Genomic DNA, 18,879 nt, shown 5'->3' with positions numbered 1-18,879 from the left:
CCTGGACGAAGTCCGGGCCCGCGCCTTTAGACGCGAGCCCGGGGCCCGTGGGTTATACCCTAAGAGCAAACCACCCTTTTTAAGGGTGGTTCTGATTATCCCTTTTTGCCCACTTGACCAAAAACTTGCCGCAAGCTTGACGAATGCCGGATGCCCAACAGCTTGATTCATTCTATACCAGATTCTATGCAAAAATGCCACTAGAAGGTCGTAGACGGTAGCGGGTGCTAGGCGAGTTGAATGACATGGCTGAACCTTGTTCATCTGCGTTACACTGCCGCTTAGATGGGACAAGCTGACAAGCTCATTTACCTGCTTAAAGACCGATTAGTCGGGGGATTAATAACAATCGGCCTTCGCTGTACAAAAACTTGCCGCTTGCGTACCAAAAGACAACCTAAAACACAAGGTCGCTCTATTCATAGCGCGGCTTGTATGGTCTTGCGGCTACAGTGTCCATACGGTCGAGTTGAGGAGCGGGCATGGTAAACGATTTGAGCGGTATAGACGACCTCGAGCTGATGCCGCTGGGCGGAGGCTATATGGTGCGACGCGAACGCTTGATGAATGAGCTTATCGCCAAGGGCCGAAAGGCCGGCATCGTGGTTCTTTATGCGCCAGACGGGTTTGGGAAGACCTCGGTGCTGCTGCAGTACACCCATGAGGTTAAATGCGACCCGACGCGAGGCCCCGTGCGGATTATCGAGGCCGATCGCGCCATTGGGCGCGAGGTGTTTATGCAGCTCGAGGTGGTTACCGAAGAACTCAAAGACAAACCGCACTCCCTTATCGCGATTGATAATGTGCCAAACCTCGATCAGCACGATACCGAAGACCTCATCGACAGGATTCGCGGCCTGCGCGCTATGGGGATAGGGGTATTTATCTCCTGCCGTCCTTCAAATCGTCAGCTGATTCATGGGCTGGGCGATTCGGTTAAGATCAATGCGCAGATGCTCAAGGTGCATGCCTATGAGTATTCGGCGTGGGCATCGGCGTTTTCGATCAGCACATCGCTCGACTTTTATCAGCTCACGCAGGGCGTGCCCGAGCTCGTTTCGGCATTGCAGACGGGTCTGTATGGCCAAGGCGACGCAGCCGGCCTGCTCGAAAACGAGATTGTCAACGTATATGGCGCGGCACTTGTCGATCTGGCTTCGCTCGACAATAATGCGCTGTTTTGCGTGGCATGTCTCATGGTTTTGATGGGCGAGGGCAATATCGCAGAACTCGAGGCTTGCGGGGTGAGGCTGTCGATGGTCGACCAGTCCTACTTTGTACGCGACTACCCGATCTTTGGCTTGGATCCCGCCGAGCGGAGTTTTACGTGTCTGGGTACGGAGGATAACGGACGCCTGCGTTTGCGTAAGTTGGTGGCCGAGGTTCGCCCCGAACTTGTTCCGAGGGCGGCCCGGATTTTGCTTAGGGCGGGCCGATGCGATGCGGCGATGGGCCTGGCGGATGCCTTTTTGGACCGTGAAGCGGTCCTTGAACTTGCTGGGCAGTATGGGGTCGATCTTGCTCTGACGGGGCACGGGGCCGATATCTGCCGAGCAGCGCTGGGCACGATCGATGCCGACGATCCGGCTCCAGAGCCAACGCCTGCCGAGGCGCTCGGCGTATATCTGGCAGCGGTCAGCGTGTCCAATACAAAGCTCGCTCGCTATATGGCATCGGTTATCGAGCGCGGGGGCGAACGGGCGGCCTGCGAAATAGACCCTGTTTCATGGAGGGTGGCCCAGACGCTGACGGCTGTTTGCTATGGGGACAACGGGCTTGGGCTTCCTACGAACCTGGCCGTACCAGAAATCGAGACATCCCATACCGCACTCGATATGTTGTCTGCGCATATCGAGGTCAAGCGGTGCCTGACCGAGCGGGGAGATGACGGCGGCGTTCTACAGCAGCTCAAAACGAGCAAGGCCTACGACTGCGAGCTCGACATCGCGGGGATTGTTCTACGGGCCGATAGCATGCTGGTGGAGCTCTTTGACGGGTCGTTTGCGGGAACCGACGAGCGCGACGACGAGATGACGGTGGTGCGGGAGGCGCTCGATGTACGCGGGCTTAAGGCGATGGCTATCTGGGTGCGCATGGTTTTGGCGGCACGGCGGCTCCTTTCCGGCTTGCCGGTAACCGACGACGCGGCGTTCAACGAGCTCGATCGTTTTGCCGTGCGCATGCGCGACAACCAGATTCAACTGTTTGGCCTGTTGCTAGAAGGCTGGCAGTCGCTGGCAGAGGGACGGCCGGTTAATGCGAAGTTCCGTGCGGTCCAAGTGCTCAAACTTGCCGAGGAGTCGATTGCGTACATGCGCGATAACGCATTGCTGCTGGAGCGCGTGGCATATCTGCGTAACACCTCGATGGTTTCGGTGCGCGAGGAAGCGGAGCTACTCGATATAAGCCAGACGCAGGTTGGTGGCGCAGAAGCCTGGATGGTGGCGCTGCATTTGGCCTGTGCGGGCCGAGACAGCGACCTTGCGGCCTGGATGTCCATGAATCGTACGGGGATTCTAGAGCCATCGTATCGGCTCTTTGCGCGCCTTGCCATGCATTGTCTGGGCGAGCCGGCGGCCAGGATACGCAAGAAGCTTCCCGTGCGCGAGCTGTCGCGGTACTCGCTGCGCGACGATTTGGAAGGGGAGGGCGAGCGCCTGTTCCAGGCCGGCGAGGTTGAAGCCGTTGATACCATCGACCATATCGAGATTCGCATGTTTGGTGCGTTTCGCGCCGAGCGCGACGGGTTTCCCATCACGGACAAAATGTGGCGCCGCAAGAAGGCGGCGACACTTGCCGAGCGGCTTGCGCTGGGCATGGATGCGCTCGTCGATCGTGAGACGCTGGCCATGGAGCTGTGGCCCCATGCCGAGTTCAATAGCGCTCGCAACAACCTGTACTCGACGATATCGCGCTTGCGGTCGGCTTTGGGACCGACGCCGGATGGCAAGTCGTGTGTGCTCATCCAAAATGAATGCATCGGACTCAACGGCGACTACGTCAAGACCGATGTACGGCTGTTTGACCAGATAAGCCGCGAGGTTTTGGGAAATCGCACGGGTGCGCGCGGGCCCCATTTAGTTGAACTGTGCCTTAAGATTGAGCAGCTTTATGCTGGACCGCTGTATGTTCCCAATGGCTGTAATCCCACCTACTTTTTGCGTATGCGACGCATTATGCAGTCAAAGTACATCGATTGCATGATTAAGGGAGCAAATGCTGCTCTAGAAGAAAACGATCTGCAGTCGGCGATTTGGCTGGCGGAGTCGGGGCTTCGGCAGGAAACGGCGCGTGAGGATATGGTGCGCTGCGCCATGCGCGTCTACAGTGCGGCGGGGCGACGGCGCGATATCGTCGAGCTGTACAGCGGGCATATGCACCATCTGAGGGAGCAGGTCAATGGCGTGCCCGAGCCCGAGACGCGGCGTCTATACGAGCGTTTGGTGGAGGGGCGGCTCAATCGCGTGCTGGTCGAGCGATAAAAAACGGGCGCCCGAAGTACTTGGGCACCCGTATGCTTGCTATGTGTTGGCTTGCCGGATCATTGGCTCTTAGACGAGCTTGATCTTCTCGATGTCCTTGCGCGAGGACTCGCGATACAGCGAGAACTTGCGGCCGATGACCTGGACGACCTCGGCGTGGCAGCGCTCAGCGAGCTCTTCGGCGGCCTCGCGGGCGGAAAGACTGGAGCCATCGAGCACGGAGCACTTAACGAGCTCGTGCTTTTCCAGGTAGGCGACCGTCTGCTCGACGGTGCCCTCGTTGACATCGGACTTGCCGATAATGATGGCGGGGTTGAGGTGATGGGCCATGCTGCGAAGCTGCTTGACCTGGGCTCCTGTCAGTGCCATGGGTTCTCGCTTTCTATGTATGGGGCGCCCCGCGACGGGGCCTTAATCTACGTGAGCTGTCCCACGATAGCGCAGGAACGGCGCGGTGTGGAGCGCGTTTGCCCAGTTCAAAAAGAATGCGGATGCCGGGCGGGTGGACGATACGTGCTATAGATGGGCTACGGGCGGGACGCAGAGACCGGCTCCCATGCAATAAACGCCCAACGAACCTTGCGGACATGATCGAGCATATAGCGCCCCTGCGGCACGCCCTTGGAGCCCGGCTCACCGGCATGGGGGTTCTCAATCATGTGTTGAGCGATGTAGTCGCGCAGGCAGTCGATTTTATCCTCGTTGCCGTGCTCGAGCATACGGGAAAAATCTGCCACGCCCGCCTCAAGGCTATCGAAGGTGTCGCGACGGGGCGATTCAAAGTACGTAACCTGCGGCAGGGCACCCATCTGAATGAGAATGTTAAAGGCATACACAAAGCCATTGCTGCAGGTAACCGAGGCGCCGATAGCGTTCATCAAGTGCAGATCATAGCGCGGGCTGGAGTTGGCGACCATCGTGACAGCACAACGCCGACGAGCTGTGCGGTCGAGCTTGGCAAGTGCGCCTTTTAGATTGGTCGTCGTAACCGACCGACTGGCAAAGGCAACATCTACCGCTTTTGCGATCGGTCCAACCAAATTCCAGTCATCATCCCAAGCAAGCTCAAGTGGTGTAATGAGTTCCTCGAGTCCGTAATACTCGATACCAGCATCGAGGGTGCCCAGCATGGCGGGGGAGAAGTCAGCAGCAATCACGGGATGCCCGTCTTGCGCAAGCGGAATAGCAATCGACCCAGCCCCACACCCCATATCCAAGACCGACTCACCAGGCTCAAGCGCCAACAGCTTTATAAAATCCCGAGCATACGGAGCAGTCTCCAGCGGCCGAAAATGCCGAGCCCTTTTATCCCACTCAAAAGAATCATCAGCCCGATGCCGATCAGCCTGCAGACGCATCCATTCGCCATTCCAATCAGCAGAAAGAAGCTCAGAGCGAGCATCCCCATCAACCACGGGCCAACCTCCTAGCAACAAAAAAGCGACTCCCCCCAAAAGAGGAGCCGCAACTAGCATATATCAGAAAGAACCGATCCAACGCCAAACCGCCGCACCAGCCAAGTGGTGCAGGAGCGAAGCAACTGCAACCGGGATGGAACCCAACTGAGGTCCCGTTGTGCGGGAGCCCCGGGGAGGGCAAATATATAAGGTCGATCGCGAGTTCCGCACGAGTCGGAGAGCACTTAATGTGCTCTCCGTGCGAGTCAGGACTGTCCGAGCAGGCGACCTTATATATTTGCCCTCCCCGGGGCTCCTCGCCAGTCCCCTCAGCTAGTTCTTGAGCGAGTTCAACGGCGCCGGGAAGCGTCCACCGCGGTGGGCAAGCACGGTGCCGGCGTTGGGGTTCACCGGCATGATGGGCGCACGGCCGAACAGACCACCGTACTCGACGCAGTCGCCCACGCCCTTGCCGATGGCGGGGATCACGCGCACGGCCGTGGTCTTGTTGTTGATGACGCCGATGGCCATCTCGTCGGCGATGATGCCGGCGATGGTCTCGACCGGAGTGTCGCCGGGGATGGCGATCATGTCCAGGCCAACGGAGCACACGCAGGTCATGGCCTCGAGCTTCTCGAGCGAAAGCGCGCCGGCTTCGACGGCGGCGATCATGCCGGCGTCCTCGGACACGGGGATGAAAGCGCCGGAGAGGCCGCCCACGCTGGAACTGGCCATGACGCCGCCCTTCTTGACGGCATCGTTGAGCATGGCGAGCGCGCAGGTCGTGCCGGGGCCACCGCAGGTGCCCACGCCGATGATCTCGAGGATGCGGGCAACGGAATCGCCGATGGCAGGCGTAGGCGCCAGCGACAGGTCGACGATGCCCTTCTCGACACCCAGGCGACGGGCGGCCTCGCGGCTCATGAGCTCACCGGCACGGGTGATCTTAAAGGCGGTCTGCTTAATCTTCTCGGCGACCTCCATCATCGATGCGGAATCGGGCAGCGTCTCCAGGGCTGCGGCCATAACGCCGGGGCCCGAGACGCCTACGTTGATGACGGCGTCGGCCTCGCCACCGCCGTGGACGGCGCCCGCCATAAACGGGGAGTCCTCGACCATGTTGGCAAAGCAGACAAACTTGGAAGCGCCGACGGAATCCTGGTCGGCCGTGAGTTTAGCGGCATCGATGATGGTCTGGGCGGCCATGAGCACGGCATCCATGTTGATACCGGCGCGCAGGCTGGCGACGTTGACGCTGGAGCAGACGCGGCTCGTGGTGGCGAGCGCCTGGGGGATGGACTGGATGACGCGGCGGTCGGCGTCGCCGATGCCCTTCTGGACGAGCGCGGAGAAGCCGCCCAGGTAATCGATGCCGAGCGTCTCGGCCGCGCGGTCGAGGGCGTGCGCGATGGGGGTGAGGTCCTCATCCTTGCAGCACGCGGCGATCTGGGCCACCGGGGTGACGGAAACGCGCTTGTTGACGATGGGGATACCGTACTCGCGCTCGAGGTTCTCGGCGGTCTCGACCAGATGCTCAGCCGTGTGCGTCACGTGGTCGTAGATCTTCGTGCACATGCGGTCGAGGTTCTCGTCACCGCAACCCATGAGCGAAACACCCATGGTGATGGTCCTGATGTCGAGGTTCTGCTCCTCAACCATGCCGCGGGTTTCCGCGATTTCTGCGGGCGTGATCGCCATCCTTGCGCTCCTATCTGCCAAAACGAGCATAGTCTTATCTATTCTAACGTGCCGCACGTGCCAAGTGGCGCATGCGGCACGTTTTGGTGCTCGGTTGTTTCCGTTGTGTTACTGCCCAAAGACCTCTTCGGCGATGCGCGCGCTTTCGGCGGCATCCTTGGCGTAGTAGTCCGCGCCGATCTGCTTGGCGTATTCGGGGGTGAGCACGGCGCCGCCTACGATGATCTTGACGCCCGGCACCTCGGCATGGAGCAACTTGATGGTCTCCTCCATGGCGACGACGGTGGTGGTCATAAGCGCCGAGAGGCCGACGAGTTTGATATCGCGCTCCTTGACGGTCTTGAGCACCTCCTGTGGATCGACGTCGCGGCCTAGGTCAAAGACGGTGTAGCCGTAGTTGTCGAGCAGCATTTTGACGATATTCTTGCCGATATCGTGGATGTCGCCCTTGACGGTGGCCACGCAGATCTTACCCTTGTCGGCAATCTCGCCGGCGGGCATCAGGCGTTTGATGGTATCGAAGCCCACGCGCGCGGCCTCGGCCGAGGCCATGAGCTGCGGCAAGAAGAACTTGCCCTGGTCAAAGAGGACTCCGACCTCGTCGAGGGCGGGGATAAAGTGATTGTTGATGAGGTCCATGGCGTCGTGGTCTGCCAGCAGACGCTCGGTCTCGGCAGCGATCTCTCCCTTGCGGCCCGAGACGACCATGTGGCGGATGGGGTCGTCGTTGCCGTCGGTGCTGGTGACACCAGCGGCGGGCACGGTGTCGGTCGATGCGGCCTGAGCTGCTGCCGGGTTGGCGGCGATCTTGTACGGATCGGTCCAGCCGGCATAGCGCTCGATGTATCCGGTCGAGCCCTCGTCCTCAACGCTCAGGACGCGATAGCTGTAGACGGTGTCCATAAAGCGCTTGGAGCCCGGGTTCATGATGGGGGCGTCCAGGCCCGCGCCGAAGGCGGCAGCCAAAAAGACCGAGCCCAGCAGCGGGCGGGCAGGCAGGCCAAAGCTGATGTTCGAAACGCCGAGCGCGCATTTGACGCCCAGGCGCTCCTTGCACAGGGACATGGCGCGCAGGATCTGCTCAGCCTGGCGCTGGTTGGTCGAGGCGGTCATGACCAGGCAGTCGATGAGGATGCGGTTCGGGCCGATGCCGTAGCGGGCGGCCTCGGCCACGATGCGCTCGGCGATGGCGAAGCGGGCCTCGGCGGTATCAGGGATGCCGCCTTCGTCGAGCGTAAGGCCGACAACGTTGGTGCCGTAGTGGGCGACCAGCGGAAAGATCTCATCCATGATCTGCTGCTTGCCGTTGACCGAGTTGATGATGGGCTTGCCGGCGTAGCGGCGCACGGCGGCCTCGACAGCGGCGGGATCGGTGGAGTCGATCTGCAGCGGCAACAGCGTGGAGCCTTGGAGCTGCTCGGTCGCCTGCTGGATAATCTTGACCTCGTCGATCTCGGGCAGGCCCACGTTGACGTCCAGGATATCGGCGCCCTGCTCCTGCTGGCTGATGCCTTGGCTCACGACGTAGTCCAGATCGCCGTCGCGCAGGGCCTGCTGCAGGCGCTTTTTGCCGGTGGGATTGATGCGCTCGCCGATGACGGCAATCTTGTGGCCGTCGCAGGGAAGGTCCACCACAGTCTGGGCACTTGTGACCGACATGCTGGGCTTGCGGTGGCGCGGACTGGGCGTGTGGTTATCGATAAGCGTGCGCAAGGCGGCCATGTGCGCCGGCGTGGTGCCGCAGCAGCCGCCCACGACGCTCACGCCGTCCTCAATCATGCCGGCGACGGCTTTGGCGTATTCGGGGGCCTGGATGTCAAAGACGGTATTACCGTCGTCGTCCACGTGGGGCAGTCCCGCATTGGCCTGCACCATAACGGGTTTGTCCGCAACGGTGAGCATACGTGCGGCGAGCCCTCGGAGCTCGGCCGGTCCCTGGCTGCAGTTGATGCCCAAAACGTCGGCGCCGATGGCGTCGAGCGTGATGGCGGCCACCTCGGGACTCGTGCCCAGGAACGTGCGACCGTCTTCCTCAAAGGTCATGGTGGCAAAGACGGGCAGGTCGGAGTTCTCTCGGCAGGCGAGGACGGCCGCCTTGATCTCGGCAAGGTCGGTCATGGTCTCGATAATAAAGAGGTCCACGCCCGCATCGACGCCGGCGCGCACTTCCTCGGCAAAGAGGTCGCAGGCCTCGTCGAAGCTGAGGGTACCCAAGGGGCGCAGCAGCGCGCCGATGGGGCCGATATCGCCGGCGACGTAGTGGGCACCGGCTGCGCGGGCGCAGGCGACAGCGGCGGCAAAGACATCTGCCACGGTGGCGGTACCGTCGAGCTTGTGGGCGTTGGCGCCAAAGGTGTTGGCGGTGATCACGTCGCAGCCGGCCTCGACGTACTGTCGCTGAATGTCGGTAATGACCTGGGGCTCCTCAAAGTTGAGCAGCTCGGGCAGGGCGCCTGCCTTCATACCAGCGGCCTGCAACATGGTGCCCATGCCGCCGTCGAACAGCAAGTGCCCCGTGCCCTCGATGGCCGCACGCAGGCGATCGTCCTTAATGCGCAGATCGTCGATCGTGCGCGTCTTGTACGCGGCGCCGTTGCAGCGCGCGGCATTGACAGGTGCCGCCAGCGCAGCACCGTCCAGATCATGAGTGATAAGCGGAGTAAACATCGAGGGCTCCTAATGGCTGGAATAGCAGGTGGTGTGGGCGGCACGGAAGCGACAGTGCTCGCGCATGCGGCAGATATTGCAGGTGGGGCGGCTCTGGGCGTCGTGGACTTCGCCGTCAAACAGACCAATCACCGCGGTCACGCTCTTGGTGGGCATGAGCAGGCTGGTGGGCGTGACGGTAAGCCCGATGAGCCGCGTGGCGTTGAGCGCATTCACGATCGAGCGCTGGGCCGAGAGCGGGCAGTCGCCATAGCCGGGACTAAAGCGCCAGTTGCCGGCGAGCCCATGAACGGCGGCGTCCGTCTTGACCTGCTGGTCCATTTGCTCAACGGCGGCTTCTACATAGGCAGAGCATGCGGCGTCGAGCACGGCTCCCTCTAGGGGCTGCTGAGCTCCCGTGGTGCGCAGACGACGCTCGGCGTCCATGCCGAGGGTGCATGCCATGAGCGCGGCCATGCGGGCGTCCTTGAGATGTCGATAGATGTCGCGACCGCGCAGCTCAACGTTGGTGCCAACCAGACGGATGCAAGGCTCTCCCTGCTCGTCCACGCCCGTGGCATCGACGGTAAACACGCGCCGCACGCCGCGGGGCTCAATGTCCAGCTCAAGGCGCTCGACCACAAGCTCAATACGTCGTGACAGCTCGGGCTCAATCTGCTGGCCGCCGTAGCCCAGATACCGCAGCATCTCGGCACGGTCGACACGGGGATGGTGCGCAGCATCGACACGGTAAAGCGCCGGCGACGCAAGGTCGGCCGGCACTTCGACAGCGGTTGTATCGATGTGCGGTTTTTCCATTACCCCAGGCGCTCCATAATGGTCGCGGCGATCGCAGGACGATTCATAGTGTACAGGTGCAGACCGGCGGCACCGTGCTCCTTAAGGTCGCAAAGCTGACGGGCGGCATAATCTACACCGGCTGCCTGCAGGCTCTCGGGGTCGTTCTCGTACTTGGCGAGAATCTTGATGACGGGGGAGGGCAGCGATGCGCCGCACATAAAGACCATGCGGCTGATCTGGGACTTGCCCATAAACGGCATGATGCCCGCGGTGATGGGCACCGTGATGCCCGCCTTGTCGGCAAGCTCGCGGAAGCGGTAGAAGCACTCGTTGTCAAAGAAGAGCTGCGTCACAAAGAAGCTCGCGCCGGCGTCCTGTTTTTGCTTGAGGTATTCGACCGAAGCGTTGAGGTCCTCACAGGCAATGTGGCCCTCGGGGTAGGCCGCGGCGCCCACGCAAAAGCCGGCGTCGACGAGCTCGGGGATGAGGTCGCGGGCGTAGGCGTAGTCCGAGGCGGGCTTGTCGTCCTCGGTCGCGCCAGCAGGAAGATCACCGCGCAGGGCCAGCACATTTTCTACGCCGGCGGAGCGGTATTCGTCGATCTTGGCGGCGATGTCGGCATGCGTGCGGCCAACGCAGGTAAGGTGCGCCACCGAGGGCGTATTGAATTCGCTCGTAATCATATGCGCGATGGGGGCGGTGGTGGCGCCGTTGCCCGAGCCGCCGGCAGAGCAGGTGACCGAGACAAAGCTCGGCGAAAGCTTGCACAGATTGCCTGCCACTTCGCGAGCCGTGTCGAGGGTCAGCTCGCCCTTGGGCGGGAACATCTCAAACGAAACGGGTGCGGTGCCCTGGGATGCTGCCTGCTTAAAAACCTCGTCGACGCGCATATCGTGCTCCTTTAGATACGTAATAGTGTGATGTGTTGTAAGGATTCTACAGCACCACTGTGTCACGGTGGAGTTTCACTCGCTATTCGGGGATACCAATCAAAGATGCCTTGCTATCGACATTCCCTATAGCAGAGCGGTCAATCTAGGATGGGGCTATAAAGACTGGTATCTGATGCGAAATACCAGTTAATAGAGCCCATCCCAAATTGACTACCCTTAAACCATGGGGAGAGGTCTGCAATTTATACAGTTGATTGGCTGTTGAGGGCGGCAACGCCGCCGCGATGCGGTAACCTCATTGATTGGTTTCGTGACAGCAACATAACGGTAATGTTGCGGAAACACGACGAGCCTAATCTATGACTCGTTCGTTAGTAATCAACACCGCTTCTCACGCGGTGCCGATACGAAGGGAGTTCCGTATGGCCGAACTTACTGACCGCTTCGGGACCATGGTGTTCTCTGAGGAAGTCATGAAGGACTACCTCCCCAAGGACATTTGGAAGCGCCTTGCTGCAACCCTCGAGGACGGTGAGCCGCTCGACCTGGATGTGGCCAACGCCGTTGCCCACGCCATGAAGGTCTGGGCCATCTCCAAGGGCGCGACGCACTACGCGCACTGGTTCCAGCCGCTTTCGGGCATTACTTCCGAGAAGCACGACAGCTTCCTCGAGCCCAACCACGACGGCACCGCCATTACCAAGTTTACGGGCAAGAACCTCATCCAGGGCGAGCCGGACGCCTCCAGCTTCCCCAACGGCGGCCTGCGTGCCACCTTCGAGGCCCGTGGCTACACCGCTTGGGATCCCACCAGCCCCGCATTCATTAAGGACGATGTCCTGTGCATCCCCACGGCTTTCTGCTCCTACACGGGCGAGGCCCTGGACAAGAAGACCCCGCTGCTGCGCTCCATGACCGCGCTCTCGCGTGAGTCCAAGCGCGTTTTGGCGTTGTTTGGCAAGACCCCCAAGAAGGTCGTTCCTTCCGTGGGCGATGAGCAGGAGTACTTCCTGATCAAGAAGGACGCTTACCGCAAGCGCAGGGACCTGGTCATCACCGGTCGCACTCTCTTTGGCGCTGCTCCCTGCAAGGGCCAGGAGCTCGAGGAGCACTACTTTGGCGCTATCCGCCCCACCGTCTCGGCCTATATGAAGGACCTGGACGATGAACTGTGGGCGCTTGGCATTCCTGCCAAGACCAAGCACAACGAGGTCGCTCCCTGCCAGCATGAGCTCGCTCCTGTCTATGGCGAGGTGAACGAGGCCATCGACCAGAACCTGGTCATGATGGAGAAGATGAAGCTCATCGCCTCCCGTCACGACTTGGTCTGCCTGCTGCACGAGAAGCCCTTTGAGGGCATCAACGGTTCGGGCAAGCACAACAACTGGTCGCTTGGCACCGAGTCCGAGAACCTGCTCGACCCGGGCGACACCCCGCTCGACAACCTGCAGTTCATCGTCTTCCTCACCGCGGTGATCGAGGCCGTCGATAACTATCAGGAGCTCCTGCGTGCCTCCGTTGCCTCGGCCGGCAACGATCATCGTCTGGGCGCCAACGAGGCTCCTCCGGCGATTATGTCCATCTTCCTGGGCGACCAGCTTACCGAGGTCGTCGAGAAGATCATCGATGGCAAGGCTTCCGTCCATGCCACGCGCGGCGTGCTCGACCTGGGCGCCGATACCCTGCCCAAGCTGATGCAGGACAACACCGACCGCAACCGCACCTCCCCGTTTGCCTTCACCGGCAACAAGTTCGAGTTCCGTGCCTGCGGCTCCGAGCAGAACGTCTCCGACTCCAACCTGGTGCTCGATGCCGCCGTGGCCAAGTCGCTCAAGTCCTTCGCCGACGCACTCGAGGGTACGCCCGAGGATAAGTTCCAGGACGCCGCGCTCGAGTACTGCAAGAAGGTGCTGACCGATCACCAGCGCATCCTGTTCTCCGGCGACGGTTACTCCGACGAGTGGCCCATCGAGGCCGAGAAGCGCGGCCTTGCCAACAACAAGACCACGGCCGACGCTCTTCCCGCCTTTGTTTCCGATAAGGCTATCGCGCTCTTTGAGGAGACGGGCGTCCTGACCAAGGCCGAGGCTCAGTGCCGCTATGACTGCAAGCTCGAGAAGTACAACAAGCTCATGAACATCGAGGCCACCACGATGGTTCGCGAGGCGCGTCGTACCTATCGTCCGGTCATTACCGCCTATGCCACCAAGGTCGCTAAGGGCCTTGAGACTATTCGTGCCGCCGGTGCTGAGGCCGCCATGCAGTGCGAGCAGAACACGCTCAACAAGCTCTGCAACGGCATCACCGCCATCAACGACTCCATCAAGGCGCTCGACGCCGTACATCAGAAGGCCGAGGCTCTCGATGGCCAGGAGCAGGCCAACGTGTACGCGCACGAGGTCGTTCCTGCTATGGATACGCTGCGCGCCGCCGTGGATGCCATGGAGGAGATCGTGGCAGCCGACTACTGGCCGGTCCCGACCTACGACGACATCCTGTTCTACGTGTAGGGCGTAACTGACATATCGTCACGGCATTGAGCCGGGGTCCGCATCGCGCGGGCCCCGGCTATTTGTTTGCGAAGGACGCTTTGGATCCCGCTTTGCAACTGATTCGCCCACGCAATAAGGGGTCGTGGGCAAAAAACGTCAAATATGAGTACTGTCACAAGCCCTGTAGCATTATCTTTTTGCAAAATATGCAGTGTTACGCAACATATGTCCAAGTACTTAGCTGATAAATGCCTGTAATTCCTCCGCCGTAGGACGCCTTGTGTCCAAATCGCCTTCTGATGGCATGAAATCGCTGTTACTAAATTGGTAACAGTACTCATATTTGCTATTTTTTGTCCACGGGCCCTTGGATGACAGTGTGATTTTATGCCTTCGGGGTTCGAATCCCGGCGTATGGGTAGCAAAAAGCCCGCTACCGAATTGGTAACGGGCTTCTCAGATTCTGTGGTGCCCCCAGCGGGATGTCCGCGTGCGGCTGGCGCCGCCCGCATTCGCTGTGTCGCTCCGCTCCTTGCGTGCTGCGCTGGAAAACGCTTGCGCGTTTCCTCAGCTCCGCACCCTGTCGGGTTCGAATCCCGGCGTTGGGGTAGCAAAAAGCCCGTCACCGCGGGGGTAACGGGCTTCTCGTTTCAAATGGTGCCCCCAGCGGGATTCGAACCCGCGATATCCACCTTGAAAGGGTGGCGTCCTTGGCCGCTAGACGATGGGGACAGCGGGAAAGAGTATAGCAGACTTTTTTGTCGGCGCGTATATCGTTGGCAAACTGGAAAACCACCACAAAGGTGCCTGTCCCCTTTGTGGTGGTGGGGCGTTAGGGGAGGAGCTTCATCGCGGCGTCGTGGGCGGCGTGCTCGTAGGTGTCGTCGAGGGGTTTGAGCGGCAGCAGGGCGGCGGCCTGTGCGTCGCCACGGCGCTCAAGGGCGTGGGCGATGAGCCAGTCGGCAAGTTCGGGGTTTTTGGGCAGCGCTGGTCCGTGCAGGTACGTGCCGATGACTCCCCTGTAGATCAGACCCTCAAAGCCATCGTCGCCGTTGTTGCCGGTGCCCGTGACGACGGACGTTCCGAGCGGCGTGGCATCGACGTCCAAAAGCGTGCGGCCGCCGTGGTTCTCGAATCCGACAAAGGGCTCGGGTGCCAGGTCGGTCTTGACGGCGACGTTGCCGATCAGGCGGTCGGAGCCGCGTGCGGTTTCGGCGGCAATGACCCCCAGACCCTCGATGCGATCCTCGCCCATATAGTACGAACGGCCGAGCAGCTGATAGCCGCCACAGATGGCAAGCAGCGAGCCGCCATCCTCAACATAGGCCGCGACCTTGTCTTTTTGGGCGAGCAGCTCGTGTGCCACGGCTAGCTGGTCGCGGTCGGAGCCGCCACCCATCATGACGATATCGGCATCGGTCAAATCAAGCGTTTCGCCCATACGGACCTCGTCTACACGCGCGGGAATGCCACGCCAGGCGCAGCGGCGCTCGAGGGCGATAACGTTGCCGCCGTCGGCATAGAGGTTGAGGGCATCGGGGTACAGGTAGACGATACGCAGGGGGCGCGAAAGCTCGACCGGCGCAATATCGGTGGGGACAGCGCTACCATCGGCGCGCGTTATGGCGTGGGAGACAATCGAGCTTGCATCGTCGTCTTTAAGCCCGTCGAGTTCCTTGACCAGCGGCGGGAAGGCCGTGTAGTTGGCGACGGCGTAGAAGGTGTCATCGGCGGCCTCGTCTGCCACGGCGCCGATCGCCTGCGCGACGTCCGAGATAATCGCGGCATCGATGCCGGCGTACTTGAGGCGTACCTGCATGTCGTGCGCACGCGTGCCTCCGGCAAAGGCGACAAGATCCGGCGTGTCGGCGATGCGCTCGAAGTCGACATCGTAGATCCACGAGACATCGTGGCCGTCGGCATCGTTATCGTTTAGGAAGAAGGCGCAGAGCCTGCCACCTGCCGTTTTAATGGACTGGATCTGGCGATCGAAGCCCACGGGATTCTTGGCCAGGTTGGCCTCGACGGTGCGGCCGGCAATATCCCAGCGGCCCATGCGTCCGCCGGCGGGCACGTAGGCATTAAGCGTGGGCTGCAGGTGCGCCGCGTCCACGCCCAGCTCGTGCGCCGCAAAGAAGGCGGCGGCGACGTTATAGACCATGTACAGGCCGTTGTAGCGCGTGGCGATGTGCACGGCGGGCGCGTTTGCCTCGGGTCCAAAGGCCAGGTCAAAGCCGTAGCCGTCGCAGGTAAGCTCAACGTCCGTCACGCGACGGACAAGCGCAGGGCGGGCCCAGCCGCACGAGGGGCAATGGTAGGCGCCGAGCTGGCCGTATTGCACGTAGTCATACTCCAGCGGCGCGTTGCACTGCGAGCAAAAACGCGAGTCGCTAATGCGATCGGACTCGGTGCCCGTGGCGCCGTCGATGCCAAAGGCGATGCTCGTGTTGGGGACGCGCGCGGCGATCGAGGCGCACAGCGGATCGTCGGCGTTGTAGACGAGCGTTGTCGTCGGAGAGAGCTCCAACGCATGGGCGATGACGTCTTGGGTATGGTCGATCTCGCCGTAGCGGTCTAGCTGGTCGCGGAACAGGTTGAGCAGCACAAAGTACGTCGGTTTGAGCTTGGGCAGGACGCGCACCGTGTAGAGCTCGTCGCACTCAAAAACGCCCACGCGCTTGCCGCTGCTGGTGTGCTTAAGGCCGCCGCGGGCCTCGAGCAGAGCACCCACCACACCAGGCTCCATATTGTTGCCGGCACGGTTGCATACCACGGTAGCGCCGCTGGCAGCAACGGCGTCAGCGATGAGGTTGGAGGTGGTGGTCTTGCCATTAGTACCGGTGATCACCACGCTGCGGTCGACAAGGCCGGCGAGGTCGCTCAGCAGCTCGGGGTCGATCTTCATGGCGATGCGGCCGGGGAGTACGCCGCCCTGGCGCTTAAGGACGGAGCGCAGCCCCCAGCGGGCGATATCGCTCGAGGTGCAGGCAAGAGATGAGCGGAGGTTCATGAAACCGTTCCTAACGTAAACGACATGGTCGGGTCGAGTGCGTCACTAAAAACCGTAGCGGCGCGCAAACTCCTGGGCAAGCTGCGACACGTCTTCGCAGGCATTGGCCCAGGGAGCAAAGTCGGGAGTGTCCGAGATAATACCGTCCGCTTCCCAAACGGCCTGATGCGAAAGATCCCAGGGATCGCGTGGCTCGGGTCGGCAGGGAAGGTACGGTGTCTGGTACATGGGGTTCAGCAAGAAGAACGCGCCGCCCTCGCAACGGTTGGCAAACTCACGCAGCGCGCGTGTCGCCGGGCGCATCTTGTTTGTTTTGAACAGCAGAATCGTGCGGGCGAGCAGATACCAAGGAGAGTTCTCGAGTGCGTCTGCCCCGATCTCTTCCTCGAGCTGGTGGGCTAGGGCAAAAAAGCCGTCCTCGTCTTCCAGACGAGCGAGGGCGAGCAACACGGTGCCTGCGGCTCGGGTGGGATAGCCTTCTGCCTTAAGGACGCGGCGGGCGTAGTTGGCGGCAGCACGGTAGCGGGCGCTCGCCATGCACAGCTGCGAGATGGCCTCGAGCGTGTGAAGCCACCCGATAAGAGCCGGCTCGCTCACGGTAAGGTCTGCTGCGGTGACACCATCGGCCAAAACATTATTGGCCCAGTAGTGCGGGGCTTCCATGTCGAACCCGGGCACGCTTTGCTGCAGGTAATCGGCCGTGGTCGCCTCGAGCTTCATCAGATCGCCCAGGCAGGCGTCGACGGGCGTGTCCGCCAAAATGATGGCGAGCAGCTGGGCATCGAGGACATGCGCATCGATGCGGACGATCTTGAGCAGCTCATCACGCATATCGTCGAACAGGCGGTTGCGCGTCTGCTCAAACTCCTCGTCGCTGCCCATATCCTCGATGCGATGGAGCTCGTCGAGCAGGTGGCGATGAACGCCGGCATAGGACAGCAGCGCCTGGGCATGCCCGGACTGCGCATACTTATGAGGGTTGACGCTCACGTCGTTATGGACAAGCTCGCGTGCTGCATCGGTGAGTTCGGGGTGCGACGCAAGGTAGGCGCGCTCCAGGTAGGCGGGGATGTAGACGCTCGGATCCATTAGAGGTCTCCTCCCTTAAACGGCAAACCCTGCTCGGCCGCGCGCAGGATGCGCTCGTCGATCTGGGAACGCACGATGTCGTTGGTGGCGACCCAGGCGGCAAAGCTGGCGTTGTCGGGGGCGCCCAGGCCCTCCTGCAGCACCGGCGTCGCCTCGGACAGCGCAAGGACAAGTTCGTCGGTGGAGCCCACACCCACGTTGACGCGGGCATAGACGCCATCGGGAAACTCGGTTTGGAAGTAGAGCGCCTCGGCTGCGTGCGGGCACGAACGCACAAGGATACGCAGGTAGTGCTCGGCACCCTCGTAGTCCAGCTCGCGCCAGGCAGCGCTCATCAGCGCGATGAGCGTCCACGGGTCCAAGTCACGCTCCGCATCTTTGGGGCGGCGGCGCAGCGGGGTACTCGCGAGGTACGGCACGGAGTGAGCGGAGCGAAAGCGCTTGAGCTCCTCGGCGGGGTATTCGAGCTTTGCCATGGCGAGCATCGCGGTGTGGCGGACGCCGGCAGGATCGTTGGGGGCAAAGTCGAGGCTGCGGTTTGCGGCTTCGAGCGACATGCGATAGCGGCCGCTAATGAGGGCACGTGACGCAAGGGCGGCGAGCCAGCGCAGGTAGGGGCGGCGCATAAGGTCGCCTGCGGCCTCACGCTCGTAGGGGTCCTGCGCCGAGGCGGTCTTGAGCGCCAGATCGTGCTCCACCTCGTCGCACTTGGACACCAGATACTGCACGTATTCCTCGTTGGAGCCGGCGGTGAGGGCGGTCAGCATGCGCTGAGCGTCCCAGTTGGTCGGGTCGAGCGCGGCTGCCTCGCGGAGCATGTTCTCGGCAGCTGCCTCTTCTTGCTCTGCCTGGGTATCGTCAGGGATAAAGGGAATGCGGTAGTCGACAGCCTCGACCACCTTGGCAATGAGGTGCCCGGCGCGGTCGCGGTCGTGCACGATGAGCGGTGCGGGGTTGCGGGTGAATTGTTCCATCAGACGCTCTACGGCGGCACCGTCGGTGAGCGGGATATTGTCGCGGCGCAAGGCCTCAAGAACGAGGCGATGGCAATCCTCTTGAATGGGATCGAATGCCATGGGGCCTCCTTTGCTGCGGTTAGGGTTCAAATGTTTCTATATAAGGTTCTAGTTTACCCGCATGTGGCACACCGGGGGTGCCGCACTTGGACTTGCACCTTTGCACCACGAAGACGGATGTCGCACAAATGTCGGCACCTTGGACGACCGAGTGGTATCACGGTGCCGCAAACGGTCGATTTTTGGCGGCGAACGGTGCATATTTTGGAGGGGCACGGTCCTGCCCGGGATATGTAGTCAACCTTGATAAAACGTTTGCCCAGCTTGGGAGTATGAATGCCGCACAAGGGTCTTC

The 18,879-nt window shown here is 61.4% G+C and carries 11 protein-coding genes and 1 tRNA gene; 2 read left to right on the top strand and 10 right to left on the bottom strand.

Annotation, left to right across the window (positions count from 1 at the left end; all coding sequences use genetic code 11):
- The first annotated feature begins 482 nt into the window (after positions 1-482).
- Positions 483-3,482, top strand: a complete 3,000-nt coding sequence (locus PMX70_RS09880) for an AfsR/SARP family transcriptional regulator (RefSeq protein WP_271740642.1) — start codon at positions 483-485, stop codon at positions 3,480-3,482.
- 69 nt (positions 3,483-3,551) lie between these two features.
- Here the strand turns inward: PMX70_RS09880 and PMX70_RS09875 are convergent, their stop codons facing one another.
- The 6 genes from PMX70_RS09875 to PMX70_RS09850 all read right to left on the bottom strand — a co-directional run bounded on the left by PMX70_RS09875 (position 3,552) and on the right by PMX70_RS09850 (position 10,914).
- The gene (locus tag PMX70_RS09875) at positions 3,552-3,851 is read right to left on the bottom strand and encodes a YhbY family RNA-binding protein (RefSeq protein WP_006234690.1); all 300 of its coding nucleotides are present in this window, start codon (positions 3,849-3,851) and stop codon (positions 3,552-3,554) included.
- Positions 3,852-4,009: 158 nt separating this feature from the next.
- Positions 4,010-4,693, bottom strand: a complete 684-nt coding sequence (locus tag PMX70_RS09870; RefSeq protein ID WP_334199579.1) for a hypothetical protein — start codon at positions 4,691-4,693, stop codon at positions 4,010-4,012.
- A 519-nt stretch (positions 4,694-5,212) separates the two neighbouring features.
- Positions 5,213-6,577, bottom strand: coding sequence for a PFL family protein (locus PMX70_RS09865; RefSeq protein ID WP_117843357.1), 1,365 nt, complete (start codon positions 6,575-6,577; stop codon positions 5,213-5,215).
- 108 nt (positions 6,578-6,685) lie between these two features.
- A complete protein-coding gene (locus tag PMX70_RS09860) occupies positions 6,686-9,244 on the bottom strand; it encodes a homocysteine S-methyltransferase family protein (RefSeq protein WP_271743461.1) in 2,559 nt (852 codons plus the stop codon).
- A 9-nt stretch (positions 9,245-9,253) separates the two neighbouring features.
- On the bottom strand, positions 9,254-10,042 hold the full coding sequence (locus PMX70_RS09855; protein WP_089573171.1) for a hypothetical protein: 789 nt from the start codon (positions 10,040-10,042) through the stop codon (positions 9,254-9,256).
- Positions 10,042-10,914, bottom strand: a complete 873-nt coding sequence (locus PMX70_RS09850) for a methylenetetrahydrofolate reductase (RefSeq protein ID WP_117628891.1) — start codon at positions 10,912-10,914, stop codon at positions 10,042-10,044. Before PMX70_RS09850 ends, PMX70_RS09855 begins: the two co-directional genes overlap by 1 nt.
- 425 nt (positions 10,915-11,339) lie before the next feature.
- Between PMX70_RS09850 and PMX70_RS09845 the strand changes: the two genes are divergently transcribed.
- Entirely contained in the window at positions 11,340-13,427 is a 2,088-nt protein-coding gene (locus PMX70_RS09845) for a glutamine synthetase III family protein (protein ID WP_117645902.1), read from the top strand.
- 637 nt (positions 13,428-14,064) lie between these two features.
- Here PMX70_RS09845 and PMX70_RS09840 read toward each other — a convergent pair.
- From PMX70_RS09840 to PMX70_RS09825, 4 genes are all read right to left on the bottom strand, one after another.
- Positions 14,065-14,141: transfer RNA gene (locus PMX70_RS09840), tRNA-Glu, on the bottom strand.
- A 100-nt stretch (positions 14,142-14,241) separates the two neighbouring features.
- Positions 14,242-16,419, bottom strand: a complete 2,178-nt coding sequence (locus tag PMX70_RS09835) for a MurT ligase domain-containing protein (protein ID WP_271743460.1) — start codon at positions 16,417-16,419, stop codon at positions 14,242-14,244.
- A 45-nt stretch (positions 16,420-16,464) separates the two neighbouring features.
- On the bottom strand, positions 16,465-17,508 hold the full coding sequence (locus tag PMX70_RS09830) for a hypothetical protein (RefSeq protein ID WP_271740615.1): 1,044 nt from the start codon (positions 17,506-17,508) through the stop codon (positions 16,465-16,467).
- Positions 17,508-18,584, bottom strand: coding sequence for a tetratricopeptide repeat protein (locus tag PMX70_RS09825; protein WP_271740616.1), 1,077 nt, complete (start codon positions 18,582-18,584; stop codon positions 17,508-17,510). Before PMX70_RS09825 ends, PMX70_RS09830 begins: the two co-directional genes overlap by 1 nt.
- Positions 18,585-18,879: the final 295 nt, after the last annotated feature.

The sequence above is a fragment of the Collinsella aerofaciens genome, assembly GCF_028206795.1.
GTDB classification, from domain to species: Bacteria; Actinomycetota; Coriobacteriia; order Coriobacteriales; family Coriobacteriaceae; genus Collinsella; species Collinsella aerofaciens_AX.
The sequence above is the reverse complement of the archived record's forward strand: the minus strand, read 5'-3'. Positions and strand labels throughout refer to the sequence as shown.